The organism is Pseudoalteromonas phenolica, from assembly GCF_044788725.1.
In the GTDB taxonomy this organism is placed as follows: Bacteria; Pseudomonadota; Gammaproteobacteria; order Enterobacterales; family Alteromonadaceae; genus Pseudoalteromonas; species Pseudoalteromonas phenolica_C.
On sequence record NZ_CP173161.1, the window covers coordinates 326,280 to 345,750 of the forward strand.

The window sequence follows — 19,471 nt, forward strand, 5'->3', positions numbered from 1 at the left end:
AGGGGCAGAAATGAGTAAACCAAGAGTTGCTGTATTAGGGTTTGGTTTGTTGGGGCGTGTTGCAGCATTGATGCTGATGGAGCGCTATCAACTGAGTATCTTCGAAAAAGACGACGCACAAGCAAATAACAGTGCCGGTGTGTTAGCGGCAGCTATGTTAGCGCCGTTGGCTGAGTCGGTAATTTGTGAAGCAGACTTAGCCGAAGATGGCTTAACAGCCATGGCACTTTGGCCCGAACTTTTGGCAAAACTTTCTTCCCCGGTATTTTTTCAACAAGCAGGTACCCTCGTTGTTGCGCATCAGCAAGACAAGGGCGACTTACAAAGTTTTTCACAGCGCTTAAAACCCCTCGCAGGGCACCAAGCACACATAGCCAATAGCCAAGACATTTCTCAGTTAGAACCAGAGCTAGCAGGGCGTTTTCATCAAGGCATATTTTTACCTTGTGAAGGCCAGCTCGATAACTTGGCTTTTTATCGCGCCAGTTTTGAGACCTTACAACAGCAAGATGTTGAGTTTCATTTTGGGCAGTCTGTGTATTGCGAGCAAGGGCAAGTAAACGGTGAAGCATTCGATTGGATCATCGATTGTCGTGGCTTAGGTGCCAAAGATGAAGTGTCTGGGTTGCGTGGTGTGCGTGGTGAAGTCGCGCGCGTATACGCACCAGAAGTGACATTAACTCGTCCTGTGCGTTTAATGCATCCTCGCTACCCAATTTACATTGCGCCGAAACCAAATCATGAGTTTGTCATTGGTGCGACTGAAATTGAGTCGCAAGATAATGGCCCTATCACGGTCCGCTCTACCCTTGAGTTGTTGTCAGCAGCCTACACAGTACACAGCGGCTTTAGTGAAGGCCGTGTAATGTCGATTAACTCTGGGCTAAGACCTGCATTTGTTGATAATCGTCCAAACATTGAGGTAAAAGACAACCTCATCCAAATTAATGGCTTATATCGCCATGGTTATTTACTTGCACCCTTTGTGGTGCAGCGAGCACTGAGCAAGGGGTTACTTTGAACGTCGTATTCAATGGTCAACAAGTCGCGCTAACCGACACTAATTTACAAGCATTTATTGAATCGCAAGGCGCAGTGCCGCCATTTGCTGTGGCTGTGAATGGGCAGTTTGTACCGCGCAGCCAATGTGCTGTGGCTGAATTAAAAGAGGGCGATCAAATCGAGTTATTGTCGCCTATTCAAGGGGGATAAACATGCATAAACCACTCACCATTTATGGCGAAATCTTTGATAGCCGCTTATTGATAGGCTCAGCGCTTTATCCGTCTCCGCAAGTTATGCAGCAATCGCTGGTGGCATCGCAGTCGCAAATTGTGACAGTGTCATTACGACGCCAAAATTCAGTCGAAGCTGGCCAAGATTTTTGGCAATTAATCAAAGATACAGGGCTGCGCGTATTGCCTAATACAGCTGGGTGCCACAGTGTCAAAGAAGTGGTGACCTTGGCGCAAATGTGCCGCGAAGTATTCGATACAGATTGGATCAAGTTAGAGCTGATTGGCGATGAGTATAACTTGCAGCCTGATCCCGTGGCTTTATTAGAAGCGACTGACATTTTGATCAAAGATGGCTTTAAAGTACTGCCTTATTGCACCGATGACTTAGTGATCTGTCAGCGACTGGCCGATTTAGGCTGTGAGGTATTAATGCCTTGGGGCGCACCAATTGGCACTGGCAAAGGGCTAATTAATCCTTATAACTTAAAAACCATCCGTGAGCGCCTGCCTGAGCATACTTTAATCGTGGACGCAGGCTTAGGCTTACCGTCTCACGCTTGCCAAGCGCTTGAGCTAGGTTATGATGCGGTACTATTAAACTCGGCCATTGCTGGTGCGGGTTGCCCGGTGACCATGGCCAAAGCGTTTAAGTCAGCAGTAGAAGCTGGTCGCTTTAGTTATGAAGCCAAAGCCATGCCTGAAAAAGAGGTGGCGGCACCTTCTACGCCGACTATGGGTATGCCGTTTTGGCACCAAGATTAAAATAGAAATAGATAAAGAATTTAGGAGTCTGAGATGTCAGAAGTTGTTTGGAGTATTGCAGGCTCAGACAGTGGCGGTGGCGCAGGTATTCAAGCTGACCTTAAAGCCATGCACAGCTTTGGTGTACACGGCTGTACTGTGATCACGGCACTTACCGCGCAAAACAGTCTTGGGGTTGATGCCATAAACCCTGTCAGTAATGCCGTGATTGAGTCTCAACTTAATGCACTGGCGCAAGATATGCCTGCAAAAGTGATTAAAATAGGCTTGCTTGCCAATATCGCGCAAGTAGAGTTAATCGCCGAGCACATTGCTCATTACAAAAAAACGTGGGCGGTGCCGCCAGTGGTGGTATATGACCCGGTTGCGATTGCAACCAGTGGTGACACCTTAACCGAAGAAGACACCGTTGACGCACTGAAAAAGTATCTTTTCCCGCTGGTAGATGTGATCACCCCAAATACACACGAGACACAATTACTCACAGGTATTTACCTTATTGGCCCAAGTTCAGTGGTTGAAGCTGCCGAAAAGTTACAGGCTTTTGGTGCAGGCTCTGCGGTGATCAAAGGCGGTCACTGGGATTACCCGAAAGGCTACTGCATAGATTATTGTCGCAGTGACAGCCAAGAAGAATACTGGCTAGGAAACGAGGCGGTAGTCACTCCACATACCCATGGCACAGGCTGTAGCTTATCGTCATGTATCGCGGCTTGCCTTGCCAAAGGTTACCCGTTAAAAGACGCATTTATTCTAGGTAAAGCGTATATCAACCAAGGTTTAGCAAGCGCCGTGCGTTATGGCGAAGGCATTGGCCCTGTAGCGCATACGGGCTTCCCAGAAGATTTAAATCATTTCCCGCAAGTGATTGAACCGGGTAGTTGGTTAGCTGATGAATTAGAACTGGCCGCGCCGGATGATTTTAATTTTGCAGCAGGTTTTGCCGACACCGACGGTGAGCTGGAGCTTTATGCGGTTGTTGATACAGCCGATTGGATTGAAAAATGTTTAGCCGCAGGCGTACCGACCGTTCAACTGCGCATTAAAGATCCAAACGATCCAAACCTAGAAGCAGAGATCAAAACCGCCATCATGCTGGGTGAGAAATACCAAGGCCGAGTATTTATTAACGATTACTGGCAGTTAGCCATCGAGCATGGTGCGTATGGTGTGCATCTTGGTCAAGAAGATTTAAGTGAAGCTAACCTATCGGCAATTCAAAATGCGGGTTTACGTTTAGGCGTATCGACACACGGCTTTTATGAAATGGTGCGAGCGCACAATTACCGGCCAAGTTACTTAGCCTTCGGGGCGATTTATCCAACTACAACTAAAGACATGACAGGACAAATTCAGGGCCTTGAAAAGCTCAAGCATTTTGTGCCGTTAATGAAAGCACATTACCCGACCGTGGCCATAGGTGGTATTGATATTGCCCGCACTGAGCAAGTTGCCAGTACTGGTGTGGGCAGTGTTGCAGTGGTGCGTGCGATCACTTTAGCTGATGACCACCAAAATGCGGTACTTGAGCTTAAAGCTGCAATTCGTAAAGGGCGAGGTGAAGCTTAATGGCATTGGATGACAAAGAGCGGCTACGTTACAGCCGCCACTTGTTACTCAAAGAAGTTGGCGAAGCTGGGCAAAATAAGCTGAAAAGTGCCAAAGTTGCGGTGGTAGGTTGTGGCGGTTTAGGCAGCCCGGCTTTACTGTATTTGGCAGCTTCAGGTGTAGGGCAACTGACATTCATTGATGATGATGACGTTGAGCTATCTAACTTACAACGTCAGATCATCTATAAGGTAAACCACCTTGGTCAAAGCAAAGCCAAAGCTGCAGGCAAGGTGCTGACCAGTCTAAATAATCAAATTGTACTGAACCCTGTGCACGCACGTTTGAGCGAAAAAAATTTAGATGTGTTATTGGCTGATGCCGACTTTATCCTAGATTGTAGCGATAACTTTAGAACCCGTTATCTACTGAATGAATACTGTCTTGCGAAGCAAAAAGTACTGATTTCAGGTGCAGCCATCGCAACCCAAGGTCAGGTAATGGTATTTGATTTTAGAAGCGAAAGTCCTTGTTATGCCTGCTTATTCCCAGAAGAGGGCGGGCAAGTGGCACAAAACTGCGATAACTTTGGGGTGATAAGCCCATTGTTAGGCGTCATAGGTTCAATGCAGGCGCTTTATACCGTGAACATGATTTTAGGCCACCATAGTGGTAGCGTGTTTAAGCAAGTGGATGGCTTAACGTTAGAGCAAAAGTCCTTTGGGTTATTTAAAGATCCAGAATGTATAAACTGTCGTTCAGCTTAATTACAAAAAAGCCTGCAAATTGCAGGCTTTTCTGGTCTTAAAGCGTATTTAATATAAATGATTAATCGTCAATTTTAGCAAACGGTGTGCCCATACGAGTTACTGTTTCAGGCTGCTCGCTATCTAAGAAGTCAGCTTGATCTTTACCCCAGGCTAAAATGACCGTTGAGCCTAGCTTAAAGCGGCCCATTTCATCACCTTTCTTTAAATGGATCGCTTTGTCGCCCTCAACCGGGTAATTCCATGTCATGACGTCGCGACCTGCAGGTGGTGTAACTGTCCCTGCCCAAATCGTTTCGATGCTTGCTACAATGGTTGCACCGACTAAAGTCATCGCCAGTGGGCCCACTTTGGTGTCGAAAATTGCCACGACACGCTCGTTACGCGCAAACAAGTTAGGCACATTTTTCGCTGTAAGAGGGTTAACTGAGAATAGATCGCCCGGTACGTAAATCATCTTACGCAACGTGCCGTCAATTGGCATATGGATACGGTGATAGTCTTTGGGTGCCAAATAAATACAGGCAAACTTACCGCCCATGAATGGGTCGGCATCGTCTTTATCACCACCGTGTAAGTCTTGTACGCTGTAGTTATGACCTTTAGCCTGAATAAGTTGACCATCTACAATATCACCTAGTTGGCTGATAGCGCCGTCTACAGGGTGAGTAATAATGCTTTCATCTTCTGTTAATGGGCGAATGCCTGGTTTTAATGGGCGAGTAAAGAACTCATTAAAGGTTTTATAGTGCGCAGGATCTTCGTAAAGTGCCTCGCTCATATCAATCTTATACTGCTTGATAAACGCCTTAATTAAAGAAGTTGTCACGGAGCCCGCTTCAGCGGCAGCCAATTTACCAACTAGGCGAGAGATCCCATGCTTAGGCATGGCGTATTGCATGGCAATTTTAAATTTATCCATGGGGACTATAAATTCCTAAAAATAATTAGCGCAGATACTAACATATAAACTGTAAATTTTTTAAACCCTTGGCGCGCGAGCACCCGCGCGGCCATCAGCCATTGATTCTAGAATACGGTGGTAGCTGTCAAAACGTAATTCAGTAATTTTACCCTCATCAACCGCTTCGACCAATATACATCCAGGGTCATTAAGGTGCTTACAATCTCTAAAACGGCAACCACCTATATACTCGCGGAACTCTTTAAAGCACCAAGTTACGCGTTCAACATCTAGGTGCCATAGACCAAACTCACGGATCCCCGGTGAATCAATCAGGTTACCGCCGCTAGGTAAGTGATGTAATCGTGACACAGTCGTGGTGTGCTGACCTAGGCCGCTATTTTCAGAAACTTCTTTGGTAAGAATATCTGCATCAGGCAATACGGTATTGACCAGCGTTGATTTACCTACCCCTGATTGGCCTACAAAGATATTGTTTTTACCCACTAATACTTGCTTCAGCGTGTCAATACCTTCGCCGGTTTTGGTGCTAACAAGGTGAACTTTGTAACCTAATTCACGATAGATATCTAAAATCTCGTTGATGAACTCGAGACCTTCGTCATCAATTAAATCGATTTTATTGAGCACTAAAATGGGCTCGATACCCATATCTTCACAAGCCACTAAATATCGGTCGATAATCTGTGGGGTGAACTCAGGTAAAATAGCAGAGACCATCAAAATCTGGTCAATGTTCGCTGCAACAACTTTAACGCCATCATAAAAGTCAGGGCGGGTAAGTTGCGAACGGCGCTCTTCAATGGCTTCGATAACGCCTGCTAGGTCGCCATCACTGACCTTGGCACGACGAAAGAATACTTCATCACCGCATACTAAGCCGCCAACGGTTCTGCGAATATTACAGCGCAATACTTCGCCATCAGATGTTTCTATATCGGCATGCTGGCCGAAACGGCTGATCACCACTGCATTTTCAGTTGGACCTAAATTGTCGGTTTGCCACTGGGTATCTTGTTGCTCGCCATGCTGCTGTTTAGCTTTACGCAAGCGTTTTTGATGGTTGGCACTGATCCGACGGGATTGGCCTTTACTGAGTTTCTTTTGTTTTGCCATAGTTACTTAGCTTGTCACTGATCAAAATCGCAATTAATAAAATTGCCTAAAATCACCTTGTTTACTTTGTGAGCATGGCTTAAATGGGCTATAACTCAATTAAATTAAGCGCTTTTTAAAAAAAAGCTTTAGGTAAACAAGTGAAGCTAATATGATATATCTAATTGCATTGGATCTAAAGGAAGTACCGCTAAGGTAGTTTATGTCTTTTAATGAATCGAATTTGATCTGGTTAGATCTAGAAATGACAGGCCTAGAGCCGAAAACAGATAAAATCCTAGAAATTGCGACAGTGATCACTGACGGCGACTTGAATGTGTTAGCTGAAGGCCCTGTTATCGCTATCCATCAAAGTGATGAGTTATTAGATGGCATGGACGAGTGGTGTACTAACCAACACGGCCGTTCTGGTTTAACTGCACGCTGCAAAGCGAGTACGTTGACTGAAGATGATGCCATTGCACAAACTTTAGATTTCTTAAAAGAGTGGGTACCGCCGGGTAGTTCTCCTATGTGTGGTAATTCAATTGGTCAAGACCGCCGCTTTTTAAATAAGTACATGCCTGAACTTGAGGCTTACTTTCACTATCGCAACCTAGATGTGAGTACAGTGAAAGAGCTCGCACGTCGTTGGAAGCCTGAGTTACTTGGTCAAGTGAAAAAGAAAAGTTCACACCTTGCACTAGACGATATAAAAGATTCAATAATGGAATTAAAGATTTATAAAGAAAAGTTCTTTAATCTTTAAAAAACTGCTTGCAAAGCACCTACATTATTGTAGAATCCTGCCCCGCTTAGACAGATGCTCTGCGGGGTTTTTGTTTTAAAAGCAACCATTGTGATGCGGCACTAGCTCAGCTGCTTCAGGTAATAGACGCGACCTTTGCGATGTTACTAACAATATAGAGCTAACTATGGAATGCGGCACTAGCTCAGCTGCTCCAGGTAATAGACGCAACCTTTGCGATGTTACTAACAATTATAGAGCTAACTATGGAATGCGGCACTAGCTCAGCTGGTAGAGCGCAACCTTGCCAAGGTTGAGGTCACGAGTTCGAACCTCGTGTGCCGCTCCAATTTCTCAAGTCTTGTTTACAAGCAAACTAGTTATATAAATAACTGTCATGATGTGGCACTAGCTCAGCTGCGTCGGGTAATAGACGCGACCTTTGCGATATTACAAACAAATCAAGAGCTAAATATGGAATGCGGCACTAGCTCAGCTGGTAGAGCGCGACCTTGCCAAGGTCGAGGTCACGAGTTCGAACCTCGTGTGCCGCTCCAATCTTCTTTTTCAAATCTAATTTTACTTCTTTCGGTTGTTGATTAATTATTAGTCTTTTTCTTGCTTTTTTCATTGCTAAAACTCCCAACTCAACGTAGAATACGCGCTCATTTCGGCTATCACATTTAGTTCCTTGCCTTCCCCCGACTGGCCGAAACGGGACAAGGCTATATTAACCGTAAGGAATATCCATGCGTCATTACGAAATCGTATTCATGGTTCACCCAGATCAAAGTGAGCAAGTACCTGGTATGATCGAGCGTTATACTGGTTCTATCACTGAAGCTGGTGGTCAAATTCACCGTCTAGAAGACTGGGGCCGTCGTCAACTGGCTTACCCAATCGAAAAGCTTCACAAAGCACACTATGTTCTAATGAACGTTGAAGCACCAACTGAAGTAATCAACGAGCTTGAAACTTCTTTCCGCTACAACGATGCAGTGCTACGTAACCTAGTTATGCGTACTAAAAACGCTGTAACTGAAGCATCTCCTCTTGTTAAAGAAGAGAAAAAAGAAGCAGCTTCTGCTTAATCGTTATTGAATCTGGATTGATTAAATAGGTGACACAGCCTGATCTGTATACAAATCAATATGTACTTTCGGGTACGGTTTGTAAAACACCCAAATTTAGTCAAAGCCCAGCTGGTATTCCACATTGCACGTTTGTACTAGAGCACAAATCAATGCAAGTCGAAGCCGAACTAAATAGAAATAGTTATGTTCGTCTGAGTGTGGTTGCAAGCGGTGCACAATTACAGAATCAAACACAGCATTTATACGTTGGGCAGGCAATACAAGTTCGCGGTTTTTTAAATCGTCACGAAAACCGAAATGGTTTAAGTCAACTTGTTTTACATGCACAACATATTGAAAGAATTAATTGAGGAAATTACTCATGGCACGTTATTTCAGACGTCGTAAGTTCTGCCGTTTCAAAGCGGAAGGCGTACAACAAATCGATTACAAAGATCTAGCTACTCTTAGAAACTATGTAACAGAAAGTGGCAAAATCGTACCTAGCCGTATCACAGGTACTAGCGCTAAATACCAGCGCCAGCTAGCAACTGCTATCAAGCGTGCTCGCTACCTAGCCCTTCTTCCATACACTGACTTACATAAGTAAGCAGCGGACTAACTCGTTTTTAAAAGGTGTAGAAACATGCAAGTTATTCTACTAGACAAGATCGCTAACCTTGGTAACTTAGGTGACCAAGTTGCAGTTAAATCTGGCTTCGCACGTAACTTCTTATTCCCTAAGGGTAAAGCAGTTCCAGCGACTAAAGCAAACATCGAGACTTTTGAAGCTCGTCGCGCTGATCTAGAAGCGAAAATCGCTGAAGAATTAGTAGCTGCTCAAGCACGCGCTGAGAAACTAGAAGCATTAGCAGAAGTTACATTAGTATCTAAAGCTGGTGACGAAGGTAAGCTATTCGGTTCAATCGGTACACGTGACATCGCTGACGCTATCTCAGCTGTTGGTGTTGAAGTTGCTAAATCAGAAGTTCGTCTACCTCTAGGTACTATCCGTGAGACTGGCGAATTTGACGTTGCAATCTCTGTACACTCAGACGTAACTGCTACTATCAAAGTAATCGTTATTGCTGAAGCTTAATCTCGAATTAAGTTATAAACCGCGTGTTTTGGCACGCGGTTTTTTTATAAAAAATAAAAACTATCAAATACTCTTCTCATATAGTCATCTCATGGAACAGAGCAGACGGAACATTGTGTAATTACATGTAATCCGTTCCTTTTTTAAATACGCTTTAAGTGTGTTATTTTATTAACCTAGTTTTGTCATACCTAATAACAAGTTGAAAGTTTGTTTCTTGTAAGCTTTATGTTAAAAATGACAGCGCTGTTTTTTGTGGGTTGAGTATGAATTCTAAAGTAAATACAACAGGTTTTACGTTAATAGAGTTATTAATTGTCGTTGCTATTATTGCCATCACGACGACTTTGGCGTACCCGTCTTATGAGCGTTATATTCAAGATGGGCGTCGTTCAGATGCGCAACAAGAAATGTTGCAAACAGCTGCGATCCTCGAGCGGATCTATTCTAGAAATGGTGGCTACCCTGATAGTGATAAGTTTACTGATTTACCTAATTCAGCGGTATACACCTTTTCATATCGTCATACCAATAAACCTGTAGGGGCTGCGAATTTTAAGAGTCTAGGCTTTGTATTAACCGCGACGCCAAAACCAAGAAGTGCTCAAGCAAGTGATAGATGTGCAGTATTAAGTATAAATCAAGCAGGTGAAACAACTGCAAGTGGGAACGCTAATGACTGTTGGAAATAAGCCAAAACAGTTAGGCTTCACTATGGTTGAATTACTAATAACAATGGGATTAGTCAGCATTCTTGCAATGTTGGCTGCGCCTTCGTTTGCTCAATATATAAAACAAGAACGCTTAGTCACTACCGCCAATCAATTAAGTTCGGTCTATCGTTATGCGAGAAGTGAAGCTGTAAAACGTGCGCAAACCGTGACGTTGGCAAAACAAAATGAAACTTGGTTAGTGCAAGTGGAGCAGGCGGGAAATTTAATTACGTTAAGGCAGTTCGATTCGAGTTATGAGGCGGTTAAAGCGGATATTGTTGACCGTATGATCCGTTCAACAGGCGAGCTAAATCTTCAAAGTAATATTTTGATCACTGACAACGATGCAAATACTGTAGATTATCGTTTGTGCATTTTACGCAGCGGACAAAGTTGGTTAAGTAAGGCAGAAGAAAATTGCGCGTAAATGCCGGGTTCTCACTACTTGAAGTAATGGTTTCTATGTTCGTAGCGAGCGTTGCGCTCATTGGTTTGGGTGTGACTCAGCTGAAGTCGCTACAATTTGCTAATAATAGCTTTGACTATACTGTTTCACTCGTTCAAGGGCAAAATACCATTGAGCGCTTATGGCCTCATTTGTGCGATCTTCAACGCAATAACCCTGGTATTTATGATGAAGCCGCTTTTCAAGATGCTTTAAAACCACCGCAAACTTTACGCTTTCGCTATAGTCTCGATCTACCAGAGAATTATAGTGATGAAATGCTTATCACAGTTAAATGGCAAGATTTGCGCGTACCAGAAGATCAGCAAAATCAAATATTGAATCAGATCACGCTCAATGCGAGCTTTGTTGAGGTGCCAGTTGGCTGCGCCTTTTAGTACACGTCAATCAGGCTACACCTTACTAGAAATGCTTGTGGCCATGGCTGCTGGGCTATTTCTATTAGCAGGTGTCGCCATGTCTTATTCTGCGATAAAAAATACTGTGCGGACAACGCAAGAGCTATCTGATGCGCAAGAAGTTATTCGATATACAAGCCAAGTTTTTACCAGAAGTACTAAGCAAACAAAGGCGTTACCTGTTGTTTCTGCCGATACGCTAACAATACAATTTGAGCAATATGCCAATGTCTTGTCGTGTCAGGGAACCACGCCAGCAGCCGATTATATTGAGACTTACACCTTAGCAAATGGGTTTTTAACTTGCGACATTGGAGATGGCGGCGGTGCTGTGCAGCTATTGAAAGGTGTTGAGGCACTCAGTTTTGGTTTTAATAACTACTTGGTCAGTGTGCTTGTAAAACCGGATCATATGCCGAGCCATTTTGGTACTGGATTACAAATAGATATAGCCACTACGCAACTTATTCTGATTGAGGCGTTTAAATGATGCAAAACCAGTCGGGATTTACATTAATCAAAGTCATGTTGATGAGTACTATGGCAAGTGTTGTCGTTTTTGGTGCGTTGAAAGAAACGGTGATCCAAGAACGCTTGACGGGTAACTTTCAAAAAGACATGAATGCACGTTTATTGGCTGAAAAAGGCGTATTTAATGCTGCGAAAAGCTTAAAAGATGAGCTCGGAAAAAATAAAAACCTAACGATAGATGATCTTGTAAATCAGCATGGATTACATGTGGGTAGCGGTGCAATTGCAGAAGACACCGCTTTTAAAGCGCAACTGAGTAAAAATGCAGACGGTTTGCTCGAAATTAAAAGTTTAGGTCAGCGTTACTATGGCGACGCTAATCAGCAACTTGTTGCGCGTTTTGAGTTAAAACCTGCGGATATTCAATCGCCATTTCAGTATGCAGTTACAGGATGTAAAGGCGTTAATTTATCAGGCAGTGGCGTTGTTGATAGCTACGACTCATCAAAAGGTCCTTACTCCGATAGTAACAGAGATTCTTCAGGCCACGTCAACACAGTGATTGGTGACTCTGACGTCACTATTGATGGTCATTCACCTATCAAAGGGGATGTAAAAGCATCGGGTGTCGTTTATCTAAAGGGCTCTTCGCCCGTGATAGGTGATGTTCACTCAAACACTGGGGTCGATATTTCTTGGGGAAGCGGCCTTAGGGTGAAAGGTAATGTGTATTCAAACGGCTTTTATACACACAGAGGCGGTGAGGTTGATGGCTATGTGCGAGTCAATGGCAGCGTTGAAATGAAGTGGGGCAGTAAAATTAATAACCCTGCGAATGATGCCTATGACATCATGTATGGTGGTACAGGCAGTTTTCCATCCAGTGAGCATGTACAAGATGTGGTGACATTTGCTGATGGTACGACGGAATTTAATGTGCCATATACTCATGGGTACTTTCGTAAAAACCCTGAGGTAGAGCCAGTAAAAGTTTATGATCCAAGCTCTCCAGACTATGATCCTGAACGGCCAAACAAAGAGTGTGACCCATTCGAGCTGCCAAAAAACATGCCTGATGTGATAGCACAAGGAGAGACTCCCAAAGTAGACTTTGCAGTGGGTGCAACACAAAACTATCAATTTACACCGGCGAGAGGTCGTCTTTTATCTACTCTGAATGGCAGGAAAAAAGCGTTAGATTTAGATTCTAAAGCTGCGCAAATCTATTTATTTGATAATTTAAGTCAGCAACATGGTGTATCTGAAACCTCGGAAGAGCAGGTTTTTAGTATGAAAAACTTTAAGCTCTATAGTGATGCCAAAATGACCATTGCTGGCGGGGATGTGATTTTTCTCGTTGATGGAGATTTTATCCTAGATGGCGATGCCAAATTAACGATTAAAAGTGGCAGTAGCTTAACGGTGTTTACTACAGGGAAAGTGATATTAGGAGCCAGTGGGCAAGTGATCACTGAAAAAGAAGGGCTGACTGAAAGCGGTATCCCCAGTCTCAATTTTTTCTCTTCTTATTCGGGGAGAGATGGATTCCAAGTAAAGGGCGCGTCAGATATGTATGCCACAATTTATGCGCCTTTAACGCAAGTGAAATTGTCAGGTAGTGGGCAGTTATATGGCACCGTTCGCGGTTCTATTATTAACTCTTCAGGTGGCAGTGGTGTGCATTTTGATTCAGCTTTGAAGAACGTTAATTTTGGCAATGGTGGAGGCACAAATAGTAAACCGACTTTAGTTTTTAAAGGCTGGTCGTTTGAGCCTGCAAAACCTTTACCTGAATTAGATGAAGCAGATGAAGAAGCTACCGATACAAATAATGGCGAAGATGATTAATCGTATTCCTCAAAATAGACTGCAGAATAAAGTGAGTCGATATCAGGTCATTTGCTGCAATTAACAGCATTTCATTGCAAAACTACTTTTGCTTTGTAATGCTGTCTTCTCAAATTTTTTTAAATTTCTTTTAAACCTTTTTAAGCCAAGGTGGCGTCTTAGATTATAACAATTAAGCAAAACGCCAAACTGGGTAAATCCCAACAAAGGAATTATGTCATGTTAATCGATGCCAAGCAGGCATTCTCGAACACGAATAAAGAAGAGCAGATAGATGATCTTGTGCGTCAAGTGCAAGCAGGTGATCAGGCTGCGTTCGCTCAACTTTATCGTCAACATGAAAGACCCGTTTTTGCGTTGTGTTTAAGATTGCTGGCAGATCAACAACATGCTGAAGATGTAACGCAAGAAGTGTTTGTGCAACTGTGGCATAAAATCGCCCAGTTTCAAGGGCAATCAAAGTTTTCGACTTGGTTACACAGTGTGACAAGTAACATTGCCATTAGTTATTTACGCAAGCATAAGAACTGGCTTCAGAAAGTTGTGAGCTTTGAACAAAGCGGTATGGACGAACAAAGCCTAGCCATGTGTAGTGGCTTAAATGGGCTCGATAAATTGATTTTACGTTTGCCAGAACGTGCGCGTTTGGTGTTTGTGTTGCATGCCGTTGAAGGCTACAGGCACGAAGAAATTGGGCAAATGCTAGGAATGGCTGTTGGATCAAGTAAATCGCAATATCACCGCGCAAGACAATTATTACAGGAGTGGTACGAGCATGAGTAAAGCCAACTTTGACGACTTCTTAAAAGAAGAGCTGACTAAGCCAAGTGATGTTAAGCCAAGTCGAGATCTGTGGCCGGGTATTGAGCGTGCTATCGCAGAGCCAGCACAAGACCCTCAAAATGATAGGCAATACTGGCCTAAAGTTACAGGCATTGCAGCATGTTTTATCGCAGGCTTATTGGCTTGGAATGTCAGTATGAATCACCCTGAGCAGAATACCATGCGGGATCTAAGCGCATTATTTGAGCAGCAGAAGCAAGCGCTGCTTGTACAGTATGAATCGCAGCCCGCACTGACTAATGATTGGCAGCAACAACTTGATGAATTAGAGCAAGCTGAGCAAGCGGTTAAACTCGCTTTGCAAAATGACCCAGAAAATGCGGCGCTACTTAAAATGCTCGCACAGGTTTATCAGCAGCAATTGGATTTAATCAACCGGGTGCATGAACCAAGTTGGCAACAAATTTAGGAGAAGAAAGATGAGAAAATTACTGACAGGATTACTATTTTTCCCGATGGCATGTTTAGCCGGTGAAGCCATTGATAAACAAATTAGTGTGCCTGCAAATGGCAAAATTGTGATTGAGAATCAACGTGGCGAAGTGGTTATTAAATCTTGGGATAAATCTGAGTTTAAAGTAACCGGCACACTCGATGACATCGCTAAGGGCTATAAGCTTGAGAATAATGGCTCTGTCACTGAGTTTATCGTTGAAATGCCAAAGCGCTACAAGGGATGGAATAAAGGCGACGGTTCAGACCTAACGATTTATATGCCAAAAAGCAGTGAGCTGAGTTTCGAAGGTATAAATGTAAATATCTCGGCGTCAGAGCTACTAGCGGGTGCACGCATTAAAACCGTCAATGGCGATATTAAAGCGACACAACTAGAAGGCAAGGTGAGTTTAGAGACGGTAAATGGTGATGTAGATGCACGTGCTTTATCGGGCGACTTACGTTTTGAAACGGTTAACGGCGATATAAACGATGCGAACTCTAAGGGTGAGCTACGCTTTAATGCGGTCAATGGTGACATTGAAAGTGACACAGAAGCGACTGATATTCGCCTTGAAAATGTGAATGGTGAAGTAGACTTTAAAGTTGCGTCTTTAAGAGATTTACGTTTGAACACCGTAAATGGCGAAATTAAAGTGCAGATTAAAGAGTTGCAACAAAATGCACGCATCAACATGGATACTGTTAGCGGTGATGTGCGTTTGTACTTCCCGAGTGATGTTTCGGCTCGCTTTGATATTGATGCGCACTCCGGTGGCCGCATTATCAATGAATTAAGTAATGATAAGGTGAAAAAAGCCAAGTATGGCCCATCACGTGAATTAGAGTTTATTCTTAATGGCGGTGATGCGGATGTCGAAATTGATACGGTAAGTGGTCGTATTGAATTAAAGAAAAACTAAGCGAATATACTCAGTGATAAGAGGCCTCCCAGTGAGGCCTTTTCTAATTTTAGCGTTACCTTAATTAGAGAAAGTCGCTTTACGCTTTTAAGTTGCTTCACGAGGGGCTAAAATAACCCTCTTAATTCTTTCAGTTTGTGTAGTGCCATGGCTAAACCAGATCATCAAGTCGATACCCTCAAAGTTCCTCCTCATTCCATCGAAGCCGAGCAGTCAGTGTTAGGTGGCTTAATGCTTGATAATCAGGCCTTTGACCGTGTTGCAGAATTGGTTGTGTCGCATGACTTTTACACTCGCACGCACAAATTAATTTTTGAAGCGATGGAAAGATTGGTCGAACAAAGTCAACCAATCGATTTAATTACCATTTCTGAAAGTCTTGAAAAGAATAATCAGCTAAGCACGATTGGTGGTTTTGCCTATTTAGCAGAAATAGCCAAAAATACGCCAAGTGCCGCGAACATAGATGCTTATGCATCGATTGTACGTGAGCGTGCTGTAGTACGTGAAATGATTGGCGTTGCTAATGAAATCGCCGAAGCGGGTTTTAATCCTGAAGGGCGAGATAGTCATGAGCTACTCGACTTAGCTGAAAGTAAAGTGTTTAAAATTGCAGAGCAGCGAACGAAGAGTACCGAAGGCCCGCAAAGCATTCACTCAATTCTAGAAAAAACAGTTGATAAGATTGAAGAACTTTATCAGTCACCACAAGATGGTGTGACTGGGGTAAGTACTGGATATAACGATTTAGACCAAATGACAGCTGGTTTACAACCGTCAGACTTAATCATCGTTGCAGCGCGTCCTTCAATGGGTAAAACCACCTTTGCAATGAACTTGGCTGAGCATGCGGCAATGACGCAAGACAAGCCTGTACTGATTTATTCACTAGAGATGCCTTCAGAGCAGATCATGATGAGGATGCTGGCCTCTCTTGGTCGTATTAACCAGACTAAGGTACGTACAGGTCAGCTAGATGACGAAGATTGGGCACGTTTATCGTCGACGATGGGCTTGTTGATGGAAAAAGGCAAGATGTATATCGATGATGCATCAGGTCTAACGCCGACGGATGTTCGTTCGCGTGCTCGTCGTATTGCTCGTGACCATGGCGGTATCAGCATGATCATGGTCGACTATTTGCAGCTAATGCGTGTACCTAGCTTATCAGATAATCGTACCCTAGAAATCGCCGAAATTTCGCGTTCATTAAAAGCACTGGCAAAAGAACTGCAATGTCCGGTGATTGCACTATCTCAGCTTAACCGTACCCTAGAGCAACGTGCCGACAAACGTCCAGTTAACTCTGACTTACGTGAATCAGGCTCAATCGAGCAGGATGCCGACTTAATCATGTTTATTTATCGTGATGAAGTGTATAACGATGACAGTCCTGATAAAGGCGTGGCAGAAATAATTATCGGTAAACAGCGTAATGGTCCGATTGGTAAGGTTAGGTTAACCTTCCAAGGGCAATTCTCTCGTTTTGACAATTACGCAGGTCCTGCATTTGATGATGAGTATTAAGCGCTAACTGCTTAATACTTTTGCAGGTCGCACACGAGAGGCTGTATGAGATTAGCAACCGCAGAAATTAATTTAACCGCGCTGGCGCAAAACCTAGCGCGTATTAAACAAATCGCCCCAAACAGCAAAGTGATGGCGGTACTCAAAGCCAACGCTTACGGGCATGGTTTGGTGACGATTGCGCAGCATTTGCAGGGCGCTGATGCATTTGCTGTAGCTAGAATTGATGAAGCTTTGGCATTACGCGCGGGCGGTCTTACGAAACCCATTGTCTTATTAGAAGGTTTCTTTGAAGCGAGTGATTTGCCCATTTTGCTGGCGAACAATTTTGAAACCATCATCCATGATGAGCACCAGTTAACTGCACTGGAGCAGGCAAATTTGGATGCACCGATTGCCACTTGGCTCAAAATCGACACTGGCATGCATCGTTTAGGCATCGAGCCCGAGCAACTAGAGCAGTTTTATACGCGCCTGAAAGCAACCCAAAATGCCAAAGATGAAGTGCGTTTAATGACGCATTTCCCCTGTGCGGATGATACTGAAAACGATAAAACACTCACGCAGATCCAGCATTTTGCCAAATTGATTAACGATAAACATGAGCAAACATGTTTGGCTAACTCGGCGGGCATTATTGCTTGGCCAGATAGTCATGGCGACTGGATAAGGCCTGGACTCATGCTGTATGGCGTTTCGCCGATGCTTAACTCTGTTGGATCTGAGCATGGTTTGTCGGCGGTGATGTCATTAAAAACCCGTGTGATAGCAAAACGCGCCATTCCTGCTGGTGAGCGAGTGGGCTATGGCGGCCGTTGGCAGAGCCAAAATGCGACGCAACTGGCCGTGGTTGCTATGGGTTATGGTGATGGTTATCCACGTCATGCTCGAGAAGGTACACCTGTGGTGATCAATGGCAAACGCTACGGCATCGTTGGTAGTGTTTCTATGGATATGATCACAGTTGATATTGGCGCAGAAAACGACTCAGTTCAGGTCGGAGACGAAGTAGAAATGTGGGGTGAGCACCTGCCAGTAGAAGAGGTTGCACAATGTGCAGATACGATCCCGTATGAATTATTATGTAACGTTACTCCGAGAGTAAGTTATCAATACATAAAAGATGAAGAATAAAAATAAGCGGCCAATGTGCCTAATGCCGATCAGTTAAGAAATATTTTAATGATCAGTTGACCGATCTTTTCAAAGCTTCACAATCCGATATCAGTTTACTGGTATCGGATTTTTTTATGGAATTGTCTGAAGCACTTGCGCGCACATCTATTTCTCGTCTCACTGAATTTCAAAGCTTGGCCGATGTTTTAGAGCCAGAGATTATACAAGCCTGTTTAGATTCCAATGGTGTAGCAACATTACGTAAACGCAAGCTCCCAATGGATGCCATGATTTGGGCTGTTATTGGCATGTCTTTGTTCCGAACGGAGTCCGTTCGTCAGCTAATTAACAAATTAGACATTGTTTTACCTCAAGACGTGGATTATGTTGCCCGAAGTGCCGTCACTCAAGCCAGAAAAAAGTTAGGCAGTAATGTAGTACAAGATGTTTTTTACCGTACAGCCCAAACCTGGCATGACCGTGCGGAACATCCACATTGGAACGGCCTTAATATTTACGGTGTTGATGGTGTCGTTTGGCGAACGCCTGATAGCGCTGCAAATAGTGCAGTCTTTGCTCGAACTGCCAACAAAGCCAGTTATGCTGGTTATCCGCAAGTCCGAATGGTCTGCTTAATGGAGTTAAGCAGTCACCTCATACTGGGGAGCGCCTTTGATAGTGTAAGTGAAAACGAGATGAATCTAGCGAGCAAACTCATAAGTCATGTGCCAGATAACAGCTTGACGCTATTCGATAAAGGGTTTTATTCACTTGGCTTGCTACATGAATGGGAGCAAAAGGGAAATAATACGCATTGGTTGCTCCCCCTCAAAAAAGGCACTCAGTATGAAGTTGTAGATAGCCTAGGCAAGCAAGATAAGCTGGTTCGTCTAACAACGACGCCGCAGGCTAAGAAGAAGCGCCCTAACTTACCCGACTCTATAACAGTGAGATTATTGACTAGGCGAGTGAAAGGGAAAGAAGTAAGCGTACTCACATCAATGACTGATGCAATGGAATATCCCGCTTCGGAGATTGTAGATTTATATGCGCATCGCTGGGAAATTGAAATGGGCTATCGAGAAATGAAGCAATATCTATTGGAAAGTCGATTCACCTTGCGCAGCAATTTACCGGAGCTAATTCACCAAGAGTTATGGGGCTTGTTACTGGCTTACAACCTTATCCGTTACAAAATGATATTGATGGCTAAATCACTAAAAAGTGTTTACCCAAATCAACTTAGCTTCAGAGATGCTTCATCACATATCATCTACAAACTTACTCAAATGCCAATATATGCTCCAGGAAATGTCCCTAAAATCATTCTAGATATAGAAAAAAATGCTAGTCAGTTTAAGCTTGAGGGAAAGCGAGAACGAAGTTACCCGAGGCTATTGAAGGTGTCTAAAAACCGATACCCAGTTGCTAAACGTAATAATGCCGTTCACCTTAAGTGAACGGCATTAGCCAATG

23 protein-coding genes and 2 tRNA genes are annotated in these 19,471 nt (G+C 43.7%); 23 read left to right on the forward strand and 2 right to left on the reverse strand.

The features are described 5' to 3' along the window. Positions 1-10 precede the first annotated feature (10 nt). The 5 genes from ACH784_RS01495 to ACH784_RS01515 are packed head-to-tail and all read left to right on the forward strand — an operon-like array spanning position 11 to position 4,315. The gene (locus ACH784_RS01495; protein ID WP_404392925.1) at positions 11-1,021 is read left to right on the forward strand and encodes an FAD-dependent oxidoreductase; all 1,011 of its coding nucleotides are present in this window, start codon (positions 11-13) and stop codon (positions 1,019-1,021) included. Then, positions 1,018-1,212, forward strand: coding sequence for a sulfur carrier protein ThiS (gene thiS / locus ACH784_RS01500; RefSeq protein ID WP_058031113.1), 195 nt, complete (start codon positions 1,018-1,020; stop codon positions 1,210-1,212). Before ACH784_RS01495 ends, thiS begins: the two co-directional genes overlap by 4 nt. A gap of 2 nt (positions 1,213-1,214) precedes the next feature. Further along, entirely contained in the window at positions 1,215-2,000 is a 786-nt protein-coding gene (locus ACH784_RS01505) for a thiazole synthase (protein ID WP_404392927.1), read from the forward strand. Between the two features lie 33 nt (positions 2,001-2,033). Next, positions 2,034-3,569, forward strand: a complete 1,536-nt coding sequence (gene thiE, locus ACH784_RS01510) for a thiamine phosphate synthase (protein ID WP_404392929.1) — start codon at positions 2,034-2,036, stop codon at positions 3,567-3,569. Then, positions 3,569-4,315: a HesA/MoeB/ThiF family protein gene (locus ACH784_RS01515; RefSeq protein WP_404392931.1), complete on the forward strand. Its 747-nt coding sequence runs from the start codon at positions 3,569-3,571 to the stop codon at positions 4,313-4,315. The genes thiE and ACH784_RS01515 overlap by 1 nt, the downstream gene beginning before the upstream one ends. A gap of 61 nt (positions 4,316-4,376) precedes the next feature. Here ACH784_RS01515 and asd read toward each other — a convergent pair whose 3' ends face one another. Together asd and rsgA are read right to left on the reverse strand one after the other, a co-directional pair. Next, positions 4,377-5,237 (reverse strand): archaetidylserine decarboxylase, encoded by an 861-nt coding sequence (gene asd, locus ACH784_RS01520; protein ID WP_404392933.1) that lies wholly within the window; start codon positions 5,235-5,237, stop codon positions 4,377-4,379. 60 nt (positions 5,238-5,297) lie between these two features. Beyond that, a complete protein-coding gene (rsgA, locus tag ACH784_RS01525; RefSeq protein WP_404392935.1) occupies positions 5,298-6,356 on the reverse strand; it encodes a small ribosomal subunit biogenesis GTPase RsgA in 1,059 nt (352 codons plus the stop codon). Between the two features lie 202 nt (positions 6,357-6,558). On the opposite strand from rsgA, the gene orn reads away from it, so the two are divergent. From orn to ACH784_RS01615, 18 genes are all read left to right on the forward strand, one after another. Beyond that, positions 6,559-7,104 (forward strand): oligoribonuclease, encoded by a 546-nt coding sequence (gene orn, locus ACH784_RS01530; RefSeq protein ID WP_404392937.1) that lies wholly within the window; start codon positions 6,559-6,561, stop codon positions 7,102-7,104. A gap of 252 nt (positions 7,105-7,356) precedes the next feature. Next, positions 7,357-7,432, forward strand: a tRNA-Gly gene (locus tag ACH784_RS01535). Between the two features lie 132 nt (positions 7,433-7,564). Beyond that, a tRNA-Gly gene (locus ACH784_RS01540) sits at positions 7,565-7,640 on the forward strand. A 192-nt stretch (positions 7,641-7,832) separates the two neighbouring features. Beyond that, positions 7,833-8,174, forward strand: a complete 342-nt coding sequence (rpsF, locus tag ACH784_RS01545) for a 30S ribosomal protein S6 (protein ID WP_058028561.1) — start codon at positions 7,833-7,835, stop codon at positions 8,172-8,174. A gap of 29 nt (positions 8,175-8,203) precedes the next feature. Continuing rightward, positions 8,204-8,527 (forward strand): primosomal replication protein N, encoded by a 324-nt coding sequence (gene priB, locus ACH784_RS01550; RefSeq protein WP_130254141.1) that lies wholly within the window; start codon positions 8,204-8,206, stop codon positions 8,525-8,527. 11 nt (positions 8,528-8,538) lie between these two features. Beyond that, on the forward strand, positions 8,539-8,766 hold the full coding sequence (gene rpsR, locus ACH784_RS01555; protein WP_002962753.1) for a 30S ribosomal protein S18: 228 nt from the start codon (positions 8,539-8,541) through the stop codon (positions 8,764-8,766). A gap of 36 nt (positions 8,767-8,802) precedes the next feature. After that, complete coding sequence (gene rplI, locus ACH784_RS01560; RefSeq protein WP_404392940.1) at positions 8,803-9,255, forward strand: 50S ribosomal protein L9; 453 nt, start codon at positions 8,803-8,805, stop codon at positions 9,253-9,255. 266 nt (positions 9,256-9,521) lie between these two features. After that, positions 9,522-9,947, forward strand: coding sequence for a type IV pilin protein (locus ACH784_RS01565; protein WP_404392942.1), 426 nt, complete (start codon positions 9,522-9,524; stop codon positions 9,945-9,947). Continuing rightward, positions 9,931-10,395: a GspH/FimT family pseudopilin gene (locus ACH784_RS01570; protein WP_404392944.1), complete on the forward strand. Its 465-nt coding sequence runs from the start codon at positions 9,931-9,933 to the stop codon at positions 10,393-10,395. The genes ACH784_RS01565 and ACH784_RS01570 overlap by 17 nt, the downstream gene beginning before the upstream one ends. Beyond that, positions 10,386-10,811, forward strand: coding sequence for a prepilin-type N-terminal cleavage/methylation domain-containing protein (locus tag ACH784_RS01575; protein ID WP_404392946.1), 426 nt, complete (start codon positions 10,386-10,388; stop codon positions 10,809-10,811). Before ACH784_RS01570 ends, ACH784_RS01575 begins: the two co-directional genes overlap by 10 nt. Next, complete coding sequence (locus tag ACH784_RS01580; RefSeq protein ID WP_404392948.1) at positions 10,795-11,322, forward strand: PilW family protein; 528 nt, start codon at positions 10,795-10,797, stop codon at positions 11,320-11,322. Before ACH784_RS01575 ends, ACH784_RS01580 begins: the two co-directional genes overlap by 17 nt. Then, positions 11,319-13,151: a polymer-forming cytoskeletal protein gene (locus ACH784_RS01585; protein ID WP_404392950.1), complete on the forward strand. Its 1,833-nt coding sequence runs from the start codon at positions 11,319-11,321 to the stop codon at positions 13,149-13,151. The genes ACH784_RS01580 and ACH784_RS01585 overlap by 4 nt, the downstream gene beginning before the upstream one ends. Before the next feature lie 219 nt (positions 13,152-13,370). Further along, positions 13,371-13,934: an RNA polymerase sigma factor gene (locus tag ACH784_RS01590; RefSeq protein ID WP_404392952.1), complete on the forward strand. Its 564-nt coding sequence runs from the start codon at positions 13,371-13,373 to the stop codon at positions 13,932-13,934. After that, positions 13,927-14,403, forward strand: a complete 477-nt coding sequence (locus ACH784_RS01595; protein WP_404392954.1) for a hypothetical protein — start codon at positions 13,927-13,929, stop codon at positions 14,401-14,403. Before ACH784_RS01590 ends, ACH784_RS01595 begins: the two co-directional genes overlap by 8 nt. Before the next feature lie 10 nt (positions 14,404-14,413). Beyond that, complete coding sequence (locus ACH784_RS01600) at positions 14,414-15,352, forward strand: DUF4097 family beta strand repeat-containing protein (RefSeq protein ID WP_404392956.1); 939 nt, start codon at positions 14,414-14,416, stop codon at positions 15,350-15,352. Between the two features lie 147 nt (positions 15,353-15,499). Further along, a complete protein-coding gene (dnaB, locus tag ACH784_RS01605; RefSeq protein WP_404392958.1) occupies positions 15,500-16,879 on the forward strand; it encodes a replicative DNA helicase in 1,380 nt (459 codons plus the stop codon). A gap of 45 nt (positions 16,880-16,924) precedes the next feature. Next, positions 16,925-18,013, forward strand: coding sequence for an alanine racemase (gene alr, locus ACH784_RS01610; RefSeq protein ID WP_404392960.1), 1,089 nt, complete (start codon positions 16,925-16,927; stop codon positions 18,011-18,013). Between the two features lie 116 nt (positions 18,014-18,129). Further along, positions 18,130-19,455 carry an IS4 family transposase gene (locus ACH784_RS01615; protein WP_404389411.1) on the forward strand — a complete coding sequence of 442 codons (1,326 nt, stop codon included), beginning with the start codon at positions 18,130-18,132 and terminating at the stop codon, positions 19,453-19,455. Positions 19,456-19,471: the final 16 nt, after the last annotated feature.